This is a genomic window from Amycolatopsis minnesotensis, from assembly GCF_039529815.1.
Taxonomy (GTDB): domain Bacteria; phylum Actinomycetota; class Actinomycetes; order Mycobacteriales; family Pseudonocardiaceae; genus Amycolatopsis; species Amycolatopsis minnesotensis.
The window spans coordinates 1-16,096 of record NZ_BAAANN010000046.1 but is presented as its reverse complement, the minus strand read 5'-3'; the positions used below and the strand labels follow the sequence as shown (position 1 = coordinate 16,096).

Below are 16,096 nucleotides of genomic sequence, written 5' to 3'. Positions count from 1 at the left end.
ACTGAGCGCGAGGAACCCGATGCACATTGTCACCGCCTCGCGGTAGGGTCGGACCCGTCCGGAAATTGCTTCGGTGGGGGAGAGTTCGTGGCCGAGGGAATCCACAACGAGTTCAGCGGCGAAGCCGGGTCCGTGCTCCAGGCCGGGAAGATCTACGGCGACGTCTACCTCGGCGCGCGCCCGGAAGAGCCGCGAACACCGAACCAGCTCGGCGCCAAGGCGGTGCACTACGTCAACAACGAGCGCCAGCTGACGCGGCTGGAGACGATCCTGCGGCCGGAGAACGCGGAAGGCGGGCCGCGCACCGCGTTGATCGGGGGCGCGCCGGGCAGCGGGCGGACGGCGCTCGCCACCGAATGGTGCCACCGGCACCGGAATTCCTATCCGGACGGTCTCTTCTACACGAGGCTCGGCGGCGCGGGTTCGGCGAATTCGGCGCTGGCGGACATGTTGACCGCCGTCGGTTTCGGCCGCGGCGATATTCCGTCCAGTGTGGACGGCCGGGCGGCGATGTGGCGGACCTGGAGCAGCCGGAAGCGGCTGGCGGTGATCATCGACGACGCGCTCCGCTCGGCGGAGGCCGAACCGCTGCTGCCCACCGGGCCCGGTTCGGCGGCGCTCGTCGTGCAGGTCGGGAGCCTGACCAAGCTCCAGGCGCGGCATTCCGCGAAACACGTGCGCCTGGAGCCGCTTTCCGAAGAAGCCGCCCGTTCACTGCTGGAGCGGGCGCTGGAGCCGGAGAAGGTCGCGGCCGAGCCGGACGCGGTCACCGGGCTGGTCCGGTTCTGCGGCGGATCGGCGACCGCGCTGAACGTCGCCGTCGCGCTGATCGACGAGTTCGACTGGCCGGTCTCTCGGCTGGTTCGCCAGCTCGAGCGGAAGGGGCCGCTTGCCGAGCTGTCGCTGGCCGCGATGTTCGACACCGCCTACGAACGGCTCGAACCGCTGGCACAGCGGTGCTATCGCGCGATCGGGGCGCATCCCGGTGCCGACCCGGCCGGGGTGGCCGCGCTCGCCGCCGCGCTGGACGTGTCCGTGGACGACCTCACCGCGCCGATGCGCGAGTTGGTGCGGGCGAGCCTGGTGCAGGAAGAGGACGACGAGCGATACCGGCTCGGCGGCCTGATCGCCGAGCACGCGGCGGCGAAAGCGGCGGCGGCGGACGGCCCGCTGCTGACCGGGGCCCTGCTCACCCACTACCGGATTCGCGGACTGGCGTGTGCCGAGGCGGTGAAGCCCCGCCGGGGCTGGGTCGAAGAGCTGTGGCCCTCGCTGGGCCGGTTCGCGCCGGTGCCGAAGGACGAAGCGCTGCGCTGGCTGGAGGTCGAACGGGGCAACCTCGCCGCCGCGGCCGCCGCCGCCGAGGACCCGGAATGGGTCGTCCAGCTGTGCCTGGCATTGTGGCCGGTGCACGAGACCGGCGAGTTCCCGGCCGAGATGGTCGCGGTGAACGGCGTCGGCGTCGAAGCCGCTGGTGCCTGGGACAGCGACCTCGCGGACCTCGCGGACCTCGCGGACCTCGCGGACCTCGCGGACCTCGCGCGCGCGGTGCTGGGAACGCAGCTCGGGTTCGGTCATCGGCAGTTGCGGAACTGGGCGCGGGCGATCGAAGTGTTCGGCGAGGCGGGGGAAGCGGCCGAGCGAGCCGGGTCGCTCGCGGCGCAGGCGACCGTACTGGAATCGATCGGCCTGATCAGGATCGACGAAGAACGGTTCGCCGAGGCAGGGGAACTGCTCGATCGGAACCTGGTGCTGGCGGAGCGGATCGGTGCCGGGCGGCGGATCGCGATGGCGAAGTTCCACCTGGCCAAGGCTTCCCCGCCCGAAATCGCGCTGCCGCTGCTCGATGAGGCGCGGGCCGAGTTCGCGGGCGATGCGGCGAACCTGCGCAAGGTCGACCTGTGGCGCGGCATCAAGCTCGGCGAGCGCGGGGACCGGGCGGTCGCGGAGGACCTGCTGAACGCCGTCGTCCGGGAGGCCGGGGCCGCCAAGCAGCACCGGGAACACGCTCGCGCGTGGGAAGAGCTGGCCAAGCTCGCCGACGGGGCCGCTGCTCGTCAGAAGTGGGAGAGGGCGCTCGAAATCTGGCGGCTGAGGGGATTCACGGCCGAGGCGCGCGCTGTCCTCAGCCGGCTCAGCGCAGCCGGGTGAACCGGGCGCTCGCCACGGTCGCGCCGGAGTCGGTGGTCACGGTGACCTCGTCCGGAAACGGCGCGCCGGGCTCGGTGCGCAGTTCGCCGACCACGGAGGCCAGCGCGTGCGGATCTCCTTGCACGGCGGTGATCTTGACCAGTGCGGTGGTGTCGCCCGCCAGCCACGACCCGTCCGGTAGCCCGGCGGCGGCGATCGTGCAGCCCGGCAGCGCGTGCAGGGTTTCGGTGAGCCACCGTCCCGCGTCGCGCGGGTTGTCGTGCACCACGACGTCGGCGAGTTCGAGCAGCGTCGCGTCCGGTTCGCCGACGTGCACCACGAGCTGGGCGGGCTCCGCGGACCACGTCGGGTCGTAGAGGGTGTCCACGGCGTGCCGTGCGATACGGACGACGAGTGCCTTCTCCGTGCGGCGCACGGCTTCGGCGCGGGTGAGCTGCGCTCGTGGCAGCGGAATCGGCAGCTCCGGCACCGGGAGGACGTGCAACGGTGCGGGATGCGCGGGCGGTGCCAGATCGAGCGCGCGGTAGCAGAGTTCCCGCAGCGCGGTGGCCGCCTTGCCGGGCAGGTCGGTGGCGAGTTCGGTGATCGGCAGGTACCGGGCGGGGTCGTGCCCGGCCACGGCCCGGTCGAACTGCTGCCCGGCGTCGGCCGCGGGGTCGAACCGCGGCGCGGTCGTCACGAGCTGGTGCACCGGTGACCGCGGATCGAGATCGGCGTGCGGTGCGGCGGCGAGCAGCACCGGCTTTCCCGCGGCGGCGGCGTAGAACGTGACCGAGCCGTGGTCGCCGAGCACCACGTCCGAGGCGAGGATCGCCTGCCGCCACAGGTCTTCGTGCGGCAGCACCAGCACGCCCGCCCTGGTGCAGGCGTTCAGCCAGCGGGCGACCTGCCAGCGCGAGTGTCCTTCGTGGACATTCGGGTGCAGTGCGACCGCGATCCGGTAGGAGTCGATCGGGAGCGCGTGCGCCAGCCTGCGGATCAGCTCGGGATCGGTGCCGTACAAGGAGTTTTCGCCCCAGGTGGACGACACGAGCACGAGCCGTTGCGCGCTCGTGAGTCCGAAGCCCTGCCGGTAGGTTTCGCGGAGTGGTTTGCTCGCGATGAGCCTGTCCAGGCTCGGATCCCCGGCCACCACGGCGAACTCGGCCGCTTCGGGCACGGCGAGCCGGAGCCGGTCGAGCTGTTCACCGTGCGACAGCACGATATGCGCGGGAACCACCTCGCCCTCGTGCATGATCCACGGGGACGACAAACCGAACACTGATTTCTGATTTCTGATTTCTGATTTCTGATTTCTGATTTCTGATTTCTGATTTCTAGAAACTTATTGTATCCCATTCCGTGGGGAACGACCAGTAAGGGAGCCCGCAGGTCGTGCAGGTCGCCGCCGTAGCTGGCGGACACGGCGAGGCCGAACGGATACCGCACGGCTTCGCTCCACGGCATGAGCCGGATCCCTTGCCGGGCAAGGTAGTCGTCGATACCCGCGGTGAACGCGCTCGATCTCGGGCAGGTGAACGTCACTTCGACGCGGGGATCGTCCACGAACACGGGGAGCACGTCGAACAGGCGCGTGGCGGCGGTCACGTTGTGCACCACCGCCAGTACGGCCCGGCTGCTGGTGACGGTGCGCCATCGGGGCGCGAGCGGGCCGGACACGAACGGCGATGCTACAAGATCAGAAGGTCACATTCCCGTGGATGTCGCGCGCCTGCAGTACCTTTCCGGTCACATTCCCGGTGACCTGGTTGGCGACGCCGCCGCTCTCGGCGTGCTGCGCGACGGACGCCTTCTCCCATTCCGCCCGCAGCTCTTCGGCGAAGGAAGGATCGGCGGCCTCGGCGATCTCCAGCCGCTGCGCCAGCGCCGCGATCGGCTCGGGCGCTTCGGGGGTCTCGGTCGCCGCGGTGAGCGCGGCGGTGGCCTCGGGGTCCTTCGCGAACTTGCGCTTCACCAGGTCGTAGAGCCCGGTGGCCGCCTTGGCGGCCAGTGCGGCGGAAATCGAGATCAGGATCGGCTCAGGCATGCACCCACGGTAACGCGTGGCGGCGGCTCGTGGTGGCCACGTTGCGCGGGCGGGCGGCCTTCCGCAGGCTGGAGGGCGACGAGCACGGCGGAAAGGGGGCCCACGGCATGCCCGGGTTCGAACTGAACGGGAAGAACGCACTGGTCACCGGCGGGGCGAGGGGGATCGGCAAGGCCATCGTCGCCGCCTTCCTGGAGGCGGGCGCGAACGTCGTCATCGGCGACCGAGACGAGGAGACCGGTACCGCGACGGCGGCCGAACTCGGTGCGGGCTTCGTGCGGCTGGACGTCACCGACAGCGCGTCGCTCGACGCCGCGGTGGCGCATGTCGCCGCCGAGCTTGGCTCGCTCGACGTGCACGTCAACAACGCGGGCACGGTCATCAACAAGCCGGCCGTGGACACCACCGACGAAGAGTGGCGACGGGTGCTGTCGATCAACCTCGACGGGGTGTTCTTCGGCTGCCGGGCCGCCGCCAAGCGCATGCTCGCGCAGGACAGCGGCGGCAGCATCGTCAACATCGGCAGCATGAGCGGGCACATCGCGAACCACCCGCAGCCGCAGGCCTCCTACAACGCGTCCAAGGCGGGCGTGATCCACCTGACGAAGTCGCTCGCGGCCGAATGGGCGCGCGGCGGGGTGCGGGTGAACTCCATTTCGCCCGGCTACGTCGGCACTGAGCTGACGAAGCAGGGCATGTCGAACGAAGACTGGAAGAAGACCTGGCTCGAGTCGACGCCGATGGGCAGGGTCGCCGAGCCGAGCGAGATCGCGCCGGCGGCGGTGTTCCTCGCCTCCGGCGCCAGCAGCTACTTCACCGGTTCCGACCTGGTGGTGGACGGCGGATATACGGTCTGGTGACAGTGCTCGCCACGGGGGCCGGGCCCGAAGGGGGAAAGCCGTGTCCGGGGCCGGGCTCAGGTGGCCGGATCGTCGACCGCGTCCCGTCGTGCCCGGCGCGGGCGATCACGGCCCGCGGTGAACCACGGCGCCGACTGGTACTGCCCGTTCTTCCCCGATACTGCGGCATTCGGGTAACCGAAATTGACACCCGCCGAGCACGCCGCAATCCTGGAAAAGCCGCGCCGGTCCTGATCATTCCGAGGAGGAATGCGTGTCCGGCAACAAAAGAAGAATGCTCCTGTCACTTCTGGCCACCGCGACCGTCGTGACGGGACTCGCCGCCGCTCCCGCCGAAGCGGCGGTACCCGCCACGATCCCGCTGGAGATCACCAACAATTCCGGGCGAGCCGACCCGGTGTACGTCTACAACCTCGGCACCCTGCTGTCCACCGGGCAGCAGGGCTGGGCCGACGAAAACGGCGCGTTCCACGCGTGGCCCGCCGGTGGCAATCCGCCGGCACCCGCGCCGGACGCGTCGATCCCCGGCCCCGCGAACGGGCAGTCCAAGACGATCCGGATCCCCCAGTTCTCCGGCCGGGTCTACTTCTCCTACGGCCAGAAGCTCGTCTTCAAGCTCACCACCGGCGGGCTCGTGCAGCCCGCGGTGCAGAACCCGAGCGACCCGAACCGCGACATCCTGTTCAACTGGTCCGAATACACCCTCAACGGCTCCGGGCTCTGGCTCAACAGCACGCAGGTGGACATGTTCTCCGCACCGTACGCGGTCGGCATCCGGCCCGCGAGCGGCGCGACGAAGACCACCGGGCACCTGAAACCGGGCGGGTACAACGGCTTCTACAGCTCGTTGCGGGGACAGGCTGGCGGCTGGGGCAACCTGGTCCAGACCAGAAAGGACGGGACGGTCCTGCGCGCGCTCGCGCCGGGGCACGGGATCGAGGCCGGCGGGCTGCCCGCGTCGGTGCTGAACGACTACGTGGACAGGGTGTGGGCGAAGTACGCGAACTCCACGCTCACCGTGACACCGTTCGCGGACCAGCCGGGCACGAAGTACTTCGGCCGCGTGTCCGGCTCGGTCATGAACTTCACGAACACCTCGGGCGCGGTCGTCACGAGCTTCCAGAAACCGGACTCCGACAGCGTCTTCGGCTGCTACAAGCTGCTCGACGCGCCGAACGACCTGGTGCGCGGGCCGATCTCGCGCACGCTGTGCGCCGGCTACAACCGGGCCACCCTCCTGGCGAACCCGAACCAGCCGGACACCAGCGCGGCGAACTTCTACCAGGACGCGGTGAGCAACCAGTACGCGAAGAAGATCCACGAGCGGATGGCCGACGGCAGGGCGTACGCGTTCGCGTTCGACGACGTCGGCAACCACGAGTCGCTCGTCAACGACGGGAACCCGCAGCAGGGCTACCTCACCCTCGACCCCTTCAACTGATCCCGCCCGCACGGGTGCCCCTGGTCACGACCGGGGGCACCCGTGTTCACGAACGCGTCCCGGAACGGGCAGAGTGCGGGCAGGAGATCTCGAGGAGGACCGCGTGCTGGCCGGTGAACCGTCGTTGACCGCACCGAACGCCCCCGAGGACGTGCTCGCGCACATCCCGCCCGGCGCGGACGTGATCGTGCCGCTGATGCTCGGCGAGCCGGTCACCCTGCTGGACGCGCTCGAAGAGCACGCGGACCAGCTCGACGGCGTGCACATCCACCGGATGGACCCGTACCGGAAGCGCCGCTACATCGACGGCGCCTTCCCCGGGCGGCTCGAGCACGTCGACTACTTCCTCGGCGCCGGATCGCGCGAGGCGTTCTGGGCGGGCACCTGCGATCTGGTGCCGAACCACTTCAGCGAAATGCCGCTGCTGCTGAGGAAGTCGACGAAGCTGAGCATCGTGCTGGCCGCCGCGAGCCCACCCGACGAACACGGCTACTTCAGCCTCGGCACCAACGCGGACTACACCGCGGCGTTCATCGGCGAGGTGCCGTTCTTCCTCGAAGTCAACGAGCACATGCCGAGGACGTTCGGGCACAACCAGTTGCACATCAGCCAGCTCGCGGGCTGGTGCCGCGCCGACCGCCCGCTGCACGAGGTGCCGCCCGCGACCCCCGACGACCGCGACCGCCGCATCGCCGGACTGGTCGCCGAACGGATCTCCGACGGTGACTGCCTCCAGATCGGCGTCGGCCGGATCCCGAACGCGCTGCTGTCCGAGCTGCGCGGGCACCGCCACCTCGGCCTGCACACCGAGGCCATTTCGGACGGTGTGCTCGATCTTGTCGCCAGTGGCGCGCTGACCGGCACGCGGAAGCGGCAGCAGCGCAACAAGCACGTCGCGACGTTCGCCATCGGCACGAGGCGGCTGTTCGACTGGTTGCACGACAACACCTCGGTGACCATGGAGCCGGTCGACTGGGTGAACGACCCGCGCGTGGTCGCGCGGGAGCCGAACTTCGTGTCGATCAACGCGACGAGCGAGGTCGACCTGATGGGCCAGGCCGCGAGCGAAACCATCGCGGGGCGGTACTGGTCGTCGTCGGGTGGGCAGGCCGATTTCGCGCGCGGGGCGATGTACTCGGCGGGCGGCAAGGCGTTCCTCGTGCTGCACGCGACCACGCGCGAAGGGCAGAGCAGGATCAACACCAGGCTCACCGCGGGCAGCGTGGTCACCACGCTGAAGAACACCGTGGACCACGTCGTGACCGAGTACGGGGTCGCCGAGCTGCGTGGCCGGAGCCTGGCCCGCCGCGCGGAGGCGCTCATCGCGATCGCGCACCCCGGCCACCGCGACCAGCTCACCGCCGAAGCCAGGGCGGCCGGTCTCCTCTTCTGATCCTGTGCACCATGACAAGGGTCAGCGGTGTTTGCCGGATTCGTGCGCTTCGATGTCGTACGCCGTCATCGCGGCCGCGAGCTGGCGCGCGTCGGCGGGGCGGGTGGCGTCGTAGCCGGTGATGAGGTGCACGCGCCCGAGCCGGTAGGTGAGCGTGTTGCGGTGGATGGTGAGCGCCGCGGCCGCCTCGCCGCGGTGGTACCCGGTGGCGACGAACGCGCGCAGCGCGTCGATCAGGTGCGGATGCGGTTCGAGCGGGTCGAGCAGCGCGGCGAGCGCGGTACGGGCCGGGCTCGGCTTGGCGAGCTGGTACTCGATGGCGAGATCGGCGAGCCGGTACAGCTTCGGCGGCCTGCCGAGGCGTTCGGCGAGCGCGAGCACCTCGGCGGCTTCGGCGTGCGCGCCGGGGATGTCGGCGTGCGCGGGCGCGGCGGCGACCGCGGCCGTGCACCGCTCGTGCGACGCCGCGTCGATGCGCGCGACCAGTTCCTCCGCCGCGCGAACCGGGCCAGCGGGCACCAGCAGGACGCCGCTGTCGCCTTCGAACGTGGTGAGCACCTCGCGACGAGTGTCCAATTCGGACCGTACGGCGCGGAAAAGATCAGTGGTGGCACGGGTTCCGGAGCCGGAGCGCGGTACGGGGACCCGGATCACGACGACGTCGTACGCCTCGGCCAGCGTCTGCCCGCCCCGTTCCGCGGCACGGTGCGCCGGGCGCCCGGCGAGCAGGTTGCCCGCGAGGTTCTGGCGGTGTTCGCGCCGTTCCCAGTCGATGTCCTCGCGTTCGCGCAGGTAGGCCGCGGCGACCCTCGGCATGACCTCGGCGAGGAACCCGAACAGGCGATCGGCCAGCCGGACGGTGCCCTCGCCCGCCACGAGGCGCCACGCCTCCTGCGCGCCGAGCGGGTAGATCTGCAGTACCGCGTCGAGCGGGAGCCCGTCGCGGGCGCGTTCGGCACCCCAGGTGACCGCGATCGCCAGTTCGTCCTCGGTGGGTGACCGGTCCTCGTCGATCGTGGTGAGGACCAGTTCGACCACCGCCGCCGCGTTGGCCACGAGATCGCCTTCGAGGACGCTCGCCGGGAGGCGCTGGTACGCCGGGATTTCGGCGACGCACCTGGCCATCATCGCGGTGGCCAGCTCGCGCGCCCTCGGCAGCAGTGCCGCTGCTTCCGTCATCCCGGCATTATCGGCCTGGTTGTCACTTTGCACAAACGGGTGAATAAAATCTTTGCGCCCGTTGCCAGCAGACAACGGGGGCAGGCGGGCGCATGCTTGGCGAAACCCGAGCGGAAGGGGTTCGCAATGGCGCGAACACGGCGGCGGTTCGGCACGCTTCTCGCGGCGCTGGTGGTCGGGGCGGCGCTGTTCCCGGCCGCGCCCGCGCAGGCGGCGGGCGGCGGCAACAACGACTTCTCGTGCCGCCCGAGCGCGGCGCATCCCGAGCCCGTGGTGCTGCTGCACGGCACGTTCGCGACGTACTACGAGGACATCAACTTCCTGCAGGCCGATCTCGCGGCGCGGGGCTACTGCACGTTCTCGCTGACCTACGGCGCCTACCCCGGCTTCCCGCTCGTCGGCGGGCTGAAGCCGGTCGCGCAGTCGTCGCTGGAGATCAAGGACTACATCGAGCGGGTGCGCGCGAAGACCGGGGCGGCGAAGGTCGACATCGTCGGGCATTCCGAAGGCGGCCTGCAGTCCCTGTACGTCACGAAGATGCACGGCATCTCCGACCACATCAAGCGCGTGGTGGCGATCGCGCCGCCGACCCACGGCACCGACGCGGCGGGGCTGGTGAAGCTCGCCGACAAGCTGCTTCCGGGCGGACGGTCCACATTGGACACGATCGCGAAGGCGCTCGGCATCCCGGTGCTCTCCGACGAGTTCCCCGGCGGGCCCGCGGTCACCGCGCTCACCACCGGCCCGATCGCACAGCCCGGCGTGGCGTACACGATCATCACCTCGCGCTTCGACGAAATCGTGACGCCACCGGAAACCTCGTTCGTGCGCGAGCCGGGCGTCGAGAACCGGTACGTCCAGGACTCCTGCCCGCTCGACCCGGTCGGGCACATCGGCGAGGCGTACGACCTCAACGTCTGGCACCTGGTCCGCAACGCGCTCGATCCGGGGAACGCCACCCCGATCAAGGTGTGCGCGTTCGGTTCCCCCGGCTGAGGGAATGGAACCGGCCCCGCCGCTGGCAGCGACGGGGCCGGTTCCGCTACGTCCGGGCGCTCAGCCGACCGGGCGCGGGGCGAGGTTCACTTCGATGGTGTTGCCGGGTCCCGAGGCGACGCCGCTGACGATGTCGTTCACGAACCCGCAGCCCTGCAGCGGCGGCAGGGTGTAGGAGCCGGTCAGCTTGCCGCCTGCCAGCGGGTCGAAGCCGGGCTTCGACTGGAGCTGGATCTGGGCGGGCGTCTTCGTCTGGCAGGACGGGCTCGCCGAGACCGGGAAGCCGAAGATGCTGATCCGCGGCAGCTTGACCGTTACCGACGAGGTCGACTTGAGCACGCCGCCCTTCAGGGTGCCGGCGGTCTTGCCGACCGGGGCGAACTCGATCTTCGCGGTGACCGGGACGAAGCCCCAGAGCGTGAAGTTCGCGCTCGCCGAATTGAGCGCGAGGTCCGCGTCGAAGGTCCCGTTCGACAGGGTGATCGCGGCGTTGATGCCCCCGCGCAGGTCGATCGGGCCGGTGAGCTTCTTGAGCTGCGACTTGCCGGTCAGGTCGTAGCTGTACTTGACGACCGGCGAGGTGTCCGTCGGCTTGGTCTTGACCTTGGCCGCGGCGCTGGCCGCGGACTTGTTGCCCGCGGCGTCCTTGGCGACGACGGTGAAGGTGTACTCGGTGTCGGCGGTGAGTCCGTCGACGGTGGCCGTGGTTCCGGTGACGGTCTTGGCCAGTGCGGTGCCGTTGTAGACGTCGTACCCGGTGACACCGACGTTGTCCGTCGCGGCGTCCCAGCCCAGCACGACCGTGGTTTGGGTCGTGTCGGTGGCGCGCGGGTTCCCTGGAGCGGCAGGGGCCTGCGTGTCGGGTGCGGCCTGGGTCTTGACCTTGGCCGCGGCGCTGGCCGCCGACTTGTTGCCCGCGGCGTCCTTGGCGACGACGGTGAAGGTGTACTCGGTGTCGGCGGTGAGTCCGTCGACGGTGGCCGTGGTTCCGGTGACGGTCTTGGCCAGTGCGGTGCCGTTGTAGACGTCGTACCCGGTGACACCGGTGTTGTCGGTCGACTCGGTCCACGCGAGCGTCGCGCTGGTTTGCGTGGTGCCGGTGGCGTGCGGGTTCCCGGGAACGGTGGGGGCCTGCGTGTCGGGTGCGGCCTGGGTGTGCGCGGTAGCGGCGGCACTGGCTTCGGATTTGTTGCCCGCGGCGTCCTTGGCGACCACGGTGAAGCTGTAGTCAGTGTTCGCGGTGAGCCCGTCGACGGTGGCCGTGGTTCCGGTGACCGTCTTGACCAGGTTCGCGCCCTGGTAGACGTCATAGCCGGTCACGCCGACGTTGTCGGTCGACGCGGTCCACGACAGCGCGACGCTGGACTGCGTCACGTCCGAAGTGGACAGTGCGACCGGTGCCGACGGCGCTTCGGTGTCCGGGGTGGTCGCGGTGTGCGCGGTCACCGCCGCGCTGGCGGCCGACTTGTTGCCCGCGGCGTCCTTGGCGACGACGGTGAAGGTGTAGTCGGTGTCGGCGGTGAGCCCCTCGATGGTGGCGGTGGGTTCGGTGACCGTCTTGACGAGGGTGTCTCCTTGGTAGACGTCGTAGCCGGTGACGCCCACGTTATCGGTGGCCGCGTCCCAGGCCAGGCCGACGCTGGCCTGTGAAGTACCGGTGGCGTGCAGGTTCCCGGGAACGGAGGGGGCCTGCGTGTCCGGCGCGCCCTGGGTGTGCGCGGTCACCGCCGCGCTGGCGGCCGACTTGTTGCCCGCGGCGTCCTTGGCGACGACGGTGAAGGTGTAGTCGGTGTCGGCGGTGAGCCCGTCGATGGTGGCGGTGGGTTCGGTGACCGTCTTGACGAGGGTGTCTCCCTGGTAGACGTCGTAGCCGGTGACGCCCACGTTGTCACTGGCCGCGTCCCAAGCCAGCGCGACGCTGGCCTGGGTGGTGCCGGTGGCGCGCGGGTTTCCCGGTGCCGTCGGCGCCTGCGTGTCCGGCGCCTTCCGGGTGTGCGCCGTGACGGGAGCCGTGGCGGGCGAGGCGTTGCCAGCCGCGTCCTTGGCCTTGACCGTGAAGCTGTAGTCGGTGTCCGCGGCGAGGCCGTCGATCGTGGCGGAGGTGCCGGTGACGGTCTTGACCAGCGCGCTGCCCTGGTAGACGTCGTACCCGGTCACGCCGACGTTGTCGGTGGCCGCGCCCCAGGACAGCGCGACGCTGTTCTGGGTGACCTCGCCGACGGTCGCCGCACCGGGCGCGGAAGGTGCCGTGGTGTCGGCGGCGTCGGTGATGGTGAAGGTGTGCAGCACATTGGTCTGGCCGTTCGCGGGCGTGCAGTCCGCGACGAAGGTGCCGAGGCCGGTCTCCGCGCCGGACGCGGTCAGCGGGGTCATCGTGAGCACGAGGTCGTGCACCGACAGCGTCGCCGTGCCGGGCTTGTCGAACCGCAGCGACGGCGCGGCACCCGCGGCGTTGACGACCAGGTCGTTGCCCTCGGCCGGGATGGGCTGCGACGGGATCGCGGTGGGCACGCCGACCGCGAGGTGGCCCTGCGGGCTGGAAACCAGCGAGGTGGCCAACGCGGAACCCTTGATGGTTTCGGCGCCGACGAGGCGGAGGCCCTGCGTCGCGGTCTTGCCCGCGTTCGACACCGCGGTGATGCCGATCTTGGGCGTGAACTCACCGACCGCGATCTTGTCCGGCAGGGTCGCGTTGATGTCGACCGAGACGTCCTGGTTGCCGATCAGCGGGAACGGGCAGCTGTACACCTGGTGCAGCGGCGGGTGGTTGCCCGTGCCGACGACGGCTTCCGGTGCGACGGCGGGACCGGTCACGGTGTAGGTCTGCAGGATCGTGTCCTGGCCCTGCGCCGGGGTGCAGTCCGAGACGAAGGTGCCGAGCTCGGTCGGGGTGCCGTCGGCCCGGAGCGGGGTCATTTCGAGTTCGAGATCGGTCACCGCGAGCGTCGCGGTGCCTGGCTGGTCGAACCGGAGCGCCGGCGCGCTGCCGGTGGCGTTGACGACGAGATCGTTGCCCACCGCGGGGATCGGCTGGTTGGGCACGTCGGTGCTGACCTTCACGGTCTGGTTGCCCTGGGTGCCCGGCATCGTCACCGTCGACGTGGCCTTCGCGGTGCCCTTGATGGTTTCGGCGCCGACGAGGCGGAGGCCCTGCGTCGCGGTCTTGCCCGCGTTCGACACGGCGGTGATCTCGATGGCGGGGGTGAGCTTGCCCGTGGCGATCGTCGACGGCTGGGTGGTCTTGATGTTCACCGAGACGTTCTGGTTGCCGATGAGCGGGAACGTGCAGGAGTAGTTCTGCGCGAGCTCACCCTGGGCAGCGGCACTGGTGCCGGAACCGACCGCGAGACCCAGGACCACCATGGCCGCCGTGCTCACCACGGCGACCGCCCCCGTGGCCAGTCTTCGAGTTCGTTTTCTGTGCTTCACAGGTCATCCTCCAAGTGCTCACACACACGCGTCATTGAGTGAAAAGGGCACAACTGTCACCGATCACCTGGTGCTCGAATTCGGTGGGGGACACGTGAAATGTGCGTTACGGGCATGCTACGACGTCAAATTAACGCACTCGAACACCTTGATATGCAAGGAATTCCTCGTGCGGTCGCGGCATATCTCCAAACTTGTCACCGGCGGCCGAATCGGTGTGGATGAACTGTCAGGCGGAGTCGAGACCCTCGAATCCTCGCAGGTGGGGAGGGGAAGGTGGTTACTGGCCAACAGCGGTGTACCGAGGTGATCCCGCTTTGAAGACGGGTTCTTTTCGCTAATGTCCGCCGGTGTGCCGATCACCAACCATGTCGTCAGTCGCTTGCCCGTTGCCATACGTGGTTCGCGGTGCTCAGCCGCCACGGGATCATCTTCAGCACGGTGATCTTCTCGTCGCGGTGGTCGTCCCCACCGAGGATCCGCGGATCGTAGCCGAGCGGCTCCGGCGCGCCGGCGAACAGTTCCCACACCTTGCGGCGGACCGATTCGCCGCCGTCGAACTCCGCGTCGCATTCGGCGACCGCGACCTCGTGCGCGGGATCCCAGTAGGAGCACGAAACGTACGGCCGCGACCCGAGATGAGCGACCTTGAGCGGGTCGGCCTGGTGAACACCCATCCCGTCACACCGTCCGCGGTGCGCTCCCAGTACGGGTGCACGATCCGCGACCGTGGCCGCCCGCGCCGGTCCACGGTGACCAGCGTGCACCAGACGATCCGGTGCGCGATGCGGACGAAGTCGTCGAGAAGCGTCGCCGAAGGTCTGCTAAATTCCACAACCATGGTTGTGAAGTCTACCTCGCTTGACCTGTCCCTGGTCGCCCTGTTCGCCGGGTGGGCCATGGCCTGGGAGGTGCAACGGCGCCTCACGGCCGAGGGCTATGGCGAACTCCGCGTCAACGACGGCGTGGTGATCCAGCACGTGATCGAGGGCCCGGTGTCGATCACCGCGCTCGCGGAGCGCATGGGGGTGACCCAGCAGGCGGCGTCCAAGGCCGTCGGCGACCTGGTGCGCCGCGGCCTGCTCACCCGGGAGCCGTCGCCAGCGGACGCCAGGGCGAAACTGGTGCGCCTCACCGAACACGGCGAGGATGCCGTGCGCGCGACCCGCGCCCACCGCGCGGCACTCGACAAGGAACTGGCGGCGGAGTTCGGCGCGGACCGCGTCGCCGAAGCCGCCGTTCTGCTGGCCGCGGTCCTGACCCGGTTCGACGCCGTCGACGCCATCCGTGGCCGTCGCGTCCGCCCGCCGGTCTGAGGTGTGGGTAGCGGGAGCCGGTTGTCCATTGTGGACGCGCTGGGAGGCGTTGGTCCAGTGTTCGCGTAGGAGACGATGCAACAGCGGGCACGGCTCTCTCGCGGATCATGGGCTTCGACAACCACATGATCACCACGACAGAGCCGTGCTCGCCCGCAACGACACGACTTTGCCGGAACCCCGGCCGGTATGGCGGGACTCCCGGTCAGGCGGCGCGGGGTTGGGCGGTGTGGATGGTGTTGGTTCTGGGTCTTCGCCAGGGGTCGAGGAATGCTGGTGGGGTGAATTCGGGGTGGCCGTTGACCATGCGGAGTGTCCAGTCGCTGTTGTGCAGCAGGCGGTGGTGGTAGCCGCATAGCAGCACGAGATTACCCAGGTCGGTCTTGCCGCCGGCGTGCCACGGCAGCACGTGGTGTGCTTCGCAGTGGCGCGGTTTGCGGGTACATCCGGGGAAGGCGCATCCGCAGTCGCGGATGGCGAGCATGTATCGGATCGCTTCGGTGACCAGGCGTTTGGCTCGTCCCATTTCCAGGGGCTGTCCCTCAGTGTCGAGGATGGCGGGGATGATTTTGCAGTCGCAGGCGAGGATGCGGGCTTCGCTGGCGGTGATGTCGGTGACCATGTCCAGGCAAGCCTTGCCGAGCTTCGCTTTGAGGTCGTTCAGGGTGATGGTGACGATGAGGTCCGCGCGGGTGCCGCTGCGGTTGGGGGACTCGGGGTGGCTGGCGGCGAGGGTGACCATCTCCATGAACGCGTCCCCGTTGCGCTCAGCCTGCCCGCGCACCAAAGGATTGTCACTCGGATCATCCTTGCGGGGCTTCGCGAGCGGTTCCAGCAAGGCAAGGGTCTTCGCCCCGGAAATGGGATCGAGGTAGCCGTCGAATTTGATGGAGCCGTCTTTGCGGGTGTGCCACCGCATCGACCGCGCCGGTTCAGGAGTCTCGCGGGGTTCGGCGCCGTCGGGATCAAGCGTGTCCCGGAGTCGTTGGCATCCTTGCGCGAGCTCGGACATACCGGCGTGGCGGGCGAGGTCGACCAGAGTCTTCTCGGTCCGTTCCCGCTCCTCCACCGACACGGTGACCGGGATGGATCGCAGGGCCGCCACGATCGCGTCCGCGTGCTGTGGCGAGATCGCACCCTCCGCCGCCGCCTGCCCGGTCAACGGTGCGGCTGCCGGAATCTCCACGCCACCGACACCGTGGCTGGGATTGAGGGCGATCGCCCGCGCGACCATCTTCCGCACCGCCGCCGACGAGGTCCGCGCGATCTCCGCCACCAACGCCGTCGTGGACGCATACCCCAGTT

12 protein-coding genes are annotated in these 16,096 nt (G+C 69.6%); 6 read left to right on the top strand and 6 right to left on the bottom strand.

Annotated features, from left to right (window positions below):
* Positions 1-87: 87 nt before the first annotated feature.
* The gene (locus ABD256_RS38175; protein WP_344430200.1) at positions 88-2,151 is read left to right on the top strand and encodes a hypothetical protein; all 2,064 of its coding nucleotides are present in this window, start codon (positions 88-90) and stop codon (positions 2,149-2,151) included.
* Here ABD256_RS38175 and ABD256_RS38170 read toward each other — a convergent pair.
* Together ABD256_RS38170 and ABD256_RS38165 are read right to left on the bottom strand one after the other, a co-directional pair.
* Positions 2,135-3,385, bottom strand: coding sequence for a hypothetical protein (locus ABD256_RS38170; RefSeq protein ID WP_344430198.1), 1,251 nt, complete (start codon positions 3,383-3,385; stop codon positions 2,135-2,137). The two genes, ABD256_RS38175 and ABD256_RS38170, sit on opposite strands and share 17 nt — an antisense overlap.
* 444 nt (positions 3,386-3,829) lie before the next feature.
* Positions 3,830-4,177: a hypothetical protein gene (locus ABD256_RS38165; RefSeq protein ID WP_344430196.1), complete on the bottom strand. Its 348-nt coding sequence runs from the start codon at positions 4,175-4,177 to the stop codon at positions 3,830-3,832.
* Positions 4,178-4,209: 32 nt separating this feature from the next.
* On the opposite strand from ABD256_RS38165, the gene ABD256_RS38160 reads away from it, so the two are divergent.
* The 3 genes from ABD256_RS38160 to ABD256_RS38150 all read left to right on the top strand — a co-directional run bounded on the left by ABD256_RS38160 (position 4,210) and on the right by ABD256_RS38150 (position 7,871).
* Complete coding sequence (locus ABD256_RS38160) at positions 4,210-5,037, top strand: SDR family NAD(P)-dependent oxidoreductase (protein WP_344430194.1); 828 nt, start codon at positions 4,210-4,212, stop codon at positions 5,035-5,037.
* A gap of 253 nt (positions 5,038-5,290) precedes the next feature.
* On the top strand, positions 5,291-6,478 hold the full coding sequence (locus ABD256_RS38155; protein ID WP_344430192.1) for a glycoside hydrolase family 64 protein: 1,188 nt from the start codon (positions 5,291-5,293) through the stop codon (positions 6,476-6,478).
* A gap of 103 nt (positions 6,479-6,581) precedes the next feature.
* Positions 6,582-7,871 carry an acetyl-CoA hydrolase/transferase family protein gene (locus ABD256_RS38150; RefSeq protein WP_344430190.1) on the top strand — a complete coding sequence of 430 codons (1,290 nt, stop codon included), beginning with the start codon at positions 6,582-6,584 and terminating at the stop codon, positions 7,869-7,871.
* A 21-nt stretch (positions 7,872-7,892) separates the two neighbouring features.
* Here the strand turns inward: ABD256_RS38150 and ABD256_RS38145 are convergent, their stop codons facing one another.
* Positions 7,893-9,050, bottom strand: coding sequence for a PucR family transcriptional regulator (locus ABD256_RS38145; RefSeq protein ID WP_344430188.1), 1,158 nt, complete (start codon positions 9,048-9,050; stop codon positions 7,893-7,895).
* 126 nt (positions 9,051-9,176) lie between these two features.
* Here ABD256_RS38145 and ABD256_RS38140 point away from each other — a divergent pair, with 126 nt between their 5' ends.
* Positions 9,177-10,046: an esterase/lipase family protein gene (locus ABD256_RS38140; protein ID WP_344430187.1), complete on the top strand. Its 870-nt coding sequence runs from the start codon at positions 9,177-9,179 to the stop codon at positions 10,044-10,046.
* A 60-nt stretch (positions 10,047-10,106) separates the two neighbouring features.
* On the opposite strand, the gene ABD256_RS38135 is transcribed toward ABD256_RS38140, so the two are convergent.
* Together ABD256_RS38135 and ABD256_RS38130 are read right to left on the bottom strand one after the other, a co-directional pair.
* Positions 10,107-13,475: a fibronectin type III domain-containing protein gene (locus tag ABD256_RS38135; RefSeq protein WP_344430185.1), complete on the bottom strand. Its 3,369-nt coding sequence runs from the start codon at positions 13,473-13,475 to the stop codon at positions 10,107-10,109.
* Between the two features lie 374 nt (positions 13,476-13,849).
* The gene (locus tag ABD256_RS38130; RefSeq protein ID WP_344430183.1) at positions 13,850-14,152 is read right to left on the bottom strand and encodes a hypothetical protein; all 303 of its coding nucleotides are present in this window, start codon (positions 14,150-14,152) and stop codon (positions 13,850-13,852) included.
* Between the two features lie 162 nt (positions 14,153-14,314).
* On the opposite strand from ABD256_RS38130, the gene ABD256_RS38125 reads away from it, so the two are divergent.
* Positions 14,315-14,791 (top strand): MarR family winged helix-turn-helix transcriptional regulator, encoded by a 477-nt coding sequence (locus tag ABD256_RS38125; RefSeq protein ID WP_344430182.1) that lies wholly within the window; start codon positions 14,315-14,317, stop codon positions 14,789-14,791.
* A gap of 205 nt (positions 14,792-14,996) precedes the next feature.
* Here the strand turns inward: ABD256_RS38125 and ABD256_RS38120 are convergent, their stop codons facing one another.
* A complete protein-coding gene (locus ABD256_RS38120) occupies positions 14,997-16,094 on the bottom strand; it encodes an HNH endonuclease signature motif containing protein (protein ID WP_344430180.1) in 1,098 nt (365 codons plus the stop codon).
* Between the last annotated feature and the right edge of the window lie 2 nt (positions 16,095-16,096).

Coding starts and splice junctions, on each gene's coding strand:
- ABD256_RS38130 (WP_344430183.1), bottom strand. CDS start 14,152: ATGGGTGTTCACCAGGCCGACCCGCTCAAGGTCGCTCATCTCGGGTCG.
- ABD256_RS38170 (WP_344430198.1), bottom strand. CDS start 3,385: ATGCACGAGGGCGAGGTGGTTCCCGCGCATATCGTGCTGTCGCACGGT.
- ABD256_RS38145 (WP_344430188.1), bottom strand. CDS start 9,050: ATGACGGAAGCAGCGGCACTGCTGCCGAGGGCGCGCGAGCTGGCCACC.
- ABD256_RS38140 (WP_344430187.1), top strand. CDS start 9,177: ATGGCGCGAACACGGCGGCGGTTCGGCACGCTTCTCGCGGCGCTGGTG.
- ABD256_RS38125 (WP_344430182.1), top strand. CDS start 14,315: ATGGTTGTGAAGTCTACCTCGCTTGACCTGTCCCTGGTCGCCCTGTTC.
- ABD256_RS38165 (WP_344430196.1), bottom strand. CDS start 4,177: ATGCCTGAGCCGATCCTGATCTCGATTTCCGCCGCACTGGCCGCCAAG.